The following is a 3575-nucleotide window of genomic DNA, read 5'->3' as shown; positions in this document are numbered from 1 at the left end:
CCCCCTTCGTGGGCGGCGGGGCCCGCAGGCACCGCTGAACACTGCCCCTGCACCCGGCGCGTCAGGGGGCCCAGCTCGTCCTGCCGGCATCCCACGTGCCCGTGCCGTGCGAAGAACTCATCGTTCCCGAGATGGCGGAGTGGTTCACGAACACGCCCCTGTATGCGGTCCCGTCCGCGGCTGCCAGCGTGACAACCTCACCGTCCGAGGTCCACGTCCCTCCGCTTCCGGTGCTCGAGAGGAACGTGTTGTTCCCGAAGATGCGCCACTCCATCATGTGGACCTGCCCCTGATTCCAGGAGTAGACCAGTTCCCATGTGCCGACGGGGTCGTAGCGTTCGCTCTTGCCGCTGTGGCACGCAGCGAGCCCCACCAGCAGTGCGGCCGCCAGGAACACCAGACCGAGCTTTCTCATGCCATATCCCCCCAGCCCTCTTCGAATCGTGCGCCGCTGGAGCAGTCGGTCGCAGACGCGACGCCCCTGCACCGCCCCGCGCCGCGGCCTAGGGGAACAGCCCCGGCGCGTCCAGCCCGGCCGTCTCCGCCTGGCCGAGCATGAGGTTCATGTTCTGCAGCGCCTGGCCCGACGCACCCTTGACGAGGTTGTCGATCACCGAGACGACCACCACGCGCCCGCCGCGCGGGTCGTCCGTCGCCCCGATGCGGCAGAGGTTCGTCCCGGCGACGTCCCGCACGGCCGGCAGCTTCCCGTCGGGGAGGACCTTGACGAAGGCCTCGCCGGCGTAGGCCTCGCGCAGCGCCGCGCAGATATCCCCGAGGCCGGTGCCCGCGGGCGGCGCGACGTAGATCGTCGTCTCCATCCCGCGGCTCAGCGGCACCAGGTGCGGCGCGAACGTCAGCGCCACCGGCGCCCCCGCGGCCGCCGCCAGCTCCTGCTCCATCTCCGGCTGGTGGCGGTGGCGCCCGACGTTGTACGGGGTCAGCCCCTCGTTGACCTCGCAGTACAGGCTGCCCTGCTTGAGGCCGCGGCCGGCGCCCGAGACACCGCTCTTGGCGTCAACGATCGCCCCGAAGCCGGCGAGCCAGCCGCGGCGCGCCAGCGGCAGCAGCGCCAGCAGCGTCGCCGTCGGGTAGCAGCCGGGGTTGGCCACCAGGCGGGCGGCGCGGACCCGCTCCCGGGCGTGCTCGGTGAGGCCGTAGACCGCCTCGCCCAGCAGCGCCGGCGCCGCGTGCGGGTGGCCGTAGGCGCGCGAGTACACGCCGGCGTCGCGCAGGCGGAAGTCGGCCGAGAGGTCCACGACCTTCACGCCGCGCTCGAGCAGCCCCGGGACGACCGCCATGGCCTCGACGTGCGGCAGCGCGACGAAGACCCCGCGCACGCCCGCGGGCATCGCCGCGAGGTCCGGCGCGCTGAACACGACGTCGCTGAAGTCCCGCAGGTGCGGGTAGACCTCGCCGGCCGCCGTGCCCGCGTACTGGCGCGACGTCGCCCACGCGACCCGCAGCGAGGGGTGGCGGCAGAGCAGCCGCAGCAGCTCGCCGCCGGTGTAGCCGCTGGCCCCGATGATCCCGACCTCGATCGCCATCCTCTTCAAGCCCTCCTCGTGCGGAAAAAGAAACGGGGGAAGAAGCCCTCGGCCTCTCCCCCCGCCCGGAAGCTGCGGCGACGCTTTAGCGCTTGCTGAACTGGAAGCGCGCGCGGGCGCCCTTCTGGCCGTACTTCTTGCGCTCCTTCTTGCGCGAGTCGCGCGTCAGGTAGCCGCCCCGGCGCAGGGTGTCCTTCGCCGTGGGCACGCCCGAGACGAGCGCGCGGGAGATGCCGTGGCGCACCGCGCCGGCCTGGCCCGAGAGCCCCCCGCCCTCGACGGTCGCGACGACGTCGTAGCGCCCGACGGCGTTGGCCGCCTCGAGGGGCTGCTGGATGATGGCGAGCAGGGTCTTGCGCGGGAAATAGGCCGCGACCTCCTGCGAGTTGACGCTGATCGCGCCGCTGCCCGGCTTGAGCCAGACGCGCGCCACGGCGGTCTTGCGCCGGCCCGTGCTGTAGATCTGGGTGCTTTCCATCGCTCTCGTGCTCTCCTTCGCCTCGCTTGCCAGGCGCGCTAGATCGCCTGGGGTTTCTGGGCCGCGTGCGGGTGCTCGGCCCCCGCGTAGACCTTGAGCTTCGTGATCATCCGGCGGCCGAGCGGCCCCTTCGGGATCATGCCGTGCACCGCGTCCTGGATGACCTTCTCCGGCTTCTTCGCGAGCTGCTTCTCGAGGGTGATCTCCTTGAGGCCGCCCGGGTAACCGCTGTGGTGCCGGTAGACCTTGTCCGTCAGCTTGCGGCCGGTGACCTTGATCTTCGATGCGTTGAGCACCACGACGTGGTCGCCGCAGTCGACATGGGGGGTCCAGTCAGGCTTTCCCTTCCCCATGATCAGCCGCGCCACGCGCGTCGCGAGCCGCCCGAGCACCTTGCCGTCCGCGTCGACGACGTACCACTTGCGCTCGAGCGCTTCCTTCTTCGCCATCTTCGTCTTCTGGGCAATCATCTTCTGGCTCCTTGCGCTTTTCCGCTCCAATGAGAGGGTGAAGTGTAGACACCCCGCAACCCATTGTCAAGGCAAACTATTCCAGGGTTGCGTGCGCCGGGTCTTGTTCCCGTGCGTCGCTTCGGGGGCAGCCCCTAGAGCGTCGGGGCGAGGTTGTCCAGCGCGGCGGCCATCGTCGGGTAGGCAAAGCGGAAGCCTTCGGCGAGCAGGCGGCGCGGGAGGACCCGCTGGCCCTCGAGGATGACATTGCCGAACTCGCCGAGCACGAGGCGCACGGCGAAGGCCGGCGCGGGGAGGAACGCCGGGCGGCGCAGGACCCGGGCGAGTTCCCGTGTCAGCTCGCGGTTCGTCACCGGCGCCGGCGCCGTGAAATTGTACGCGCCGCCCTCCCCCGCGCGCCCCGTCACGTGGAGCATCGCGGCGAACAGGTCTTCCACGTGGATCCACGAGAACCACTGCCGCCCGGATCCGAGCGGGCCGCCGAGATAGCGCCTGAACATTGGCGCCATCTGGCCGAGCACCCCGCCGCCGGGACCGAGCACGATGCCGAAGCGCGTGATCACGACGCGCGCACCGCGCGCCTCCGCCCGCCGCGCCTCCGCCTCCCAGTCCACGCACAGCCGCGCGAGGAAGTCCGCCCCCGGCGCGTCCGTCTCTCCCAGTTCCTCGTCGCCGTGGAAGCCGTAGTAGCCCACGGCGGAGGTGGACACGAGCGTGGCGCCCGCCGGCAGCGCGTCCACCACGTTGCGCGTCGTCAGGATGCGGCTCTCGCGGATGGCCTTCTTCGCCGCCGCGGTCCACCGCTGGAAGATCGAGGCGCCGGCAAGGTTGACCACCACGTCGTGCCCGGCCAGACGCTCCTGCCAGTCGCCCGCGACGCGCGCATCGCCACCGATCACGGGGACCGCGACCTCCAGCCCGCGCGGGCGGTCGGCCGTCTGGCCCAGCACCGTGACCTCGTCGCCGCGCGCGCGCAGCCGGTTGGCGACGTTCACACCGACGAAACCCGTCCCGCCAACGATGAAGACTTTCATGCTCCCGCCCTCCCCGGCCCGCCGGCATGGCCGGCGATCCCGACAC

At 71.6% G+C, this 3575-nt stretch carries 4 protein-coding genes and 1 pseudogene; all 5 read right to left on the bottom strand.

Annotated elements, in window-relative coordinates; genetic code table 11:
- Nucleotides 1-61: 61 nt before the first annotated feature.
- The 5 genes and pseudogenes from VI078_15595 to VI078_15575 all read right to left on the bottom strand — a co-directional run bounded on the left by VI078_15595 (nt 62) and on the right by VI078_15575 (nt 3529).
- Nucleotides 62-415, bottom strand: a complete 354-nt coding sequence (locus tag VI078_15595) for a hypothetical protein (GenBank protein ID HEY6000709.1) — start codon at nt 413-415, stop codon at nt 62-64.
- Nucleotides 416-503: 88 nt separating this feature from the next.
- Nucleotides 504-1547 carry an N-acetyl-gamma-glutamyl-phosphate reductase gene (gene argC / locus VI078_15590; protein ID HEY6000708.1) on the bottom strand — a complete coding sequence of 348 codons (1044 nt, stop codon included), beginning with the start codon at nt 1545-1547 and terminating at the stop codon, nt 504-506.
- An 85-nt stretch (nt 1548-1632) separates the two neighbouring features.
- Nucleotides 1633-2013: pseudogene (gene rpsI / locus VI078_15585) on the bottom strand (30S ribosomal protein S9).
- A 50-nt stretch (nt 2014-2063) separates the two neighbouring features.
- Complete coding sequence (gene rplM, locus VI078_15580; protein HEY6000707.1) at nt 2064-2495, bottom strand: 50S ribosomal protein L13; 432 nt, start codon at nt 2493-2495, stop codon at nt 2064-2066.
- Nucleotides 2496-2629: 134 nt separating this feature from the next.
- A complete protein-coding gene (locus tag VI078_15575; GenBank protein ID HEY6000706.1) occupies nt 2630-3529 on the bottom strand; it encodes a TIGR01777 family oxidoreductase in 900 nt (299 codons plus the stop codon).
- Nucleotides 3530-3575: the final 46 nt, after the last annotated feature.

The sequence above is a fragment of the bacterium genome (genome assembly GCA_036524115.1).
Lineage (GTDB): Bacteria > JAUVQV01 > JAUVQV01 > JAUVQV01 > DATDCY01 > DATDCY01.
Note: the sequence above shows the minus strand (reverse complement) of the source record. Positions and strands in the feature narration are given on the sequence as shown.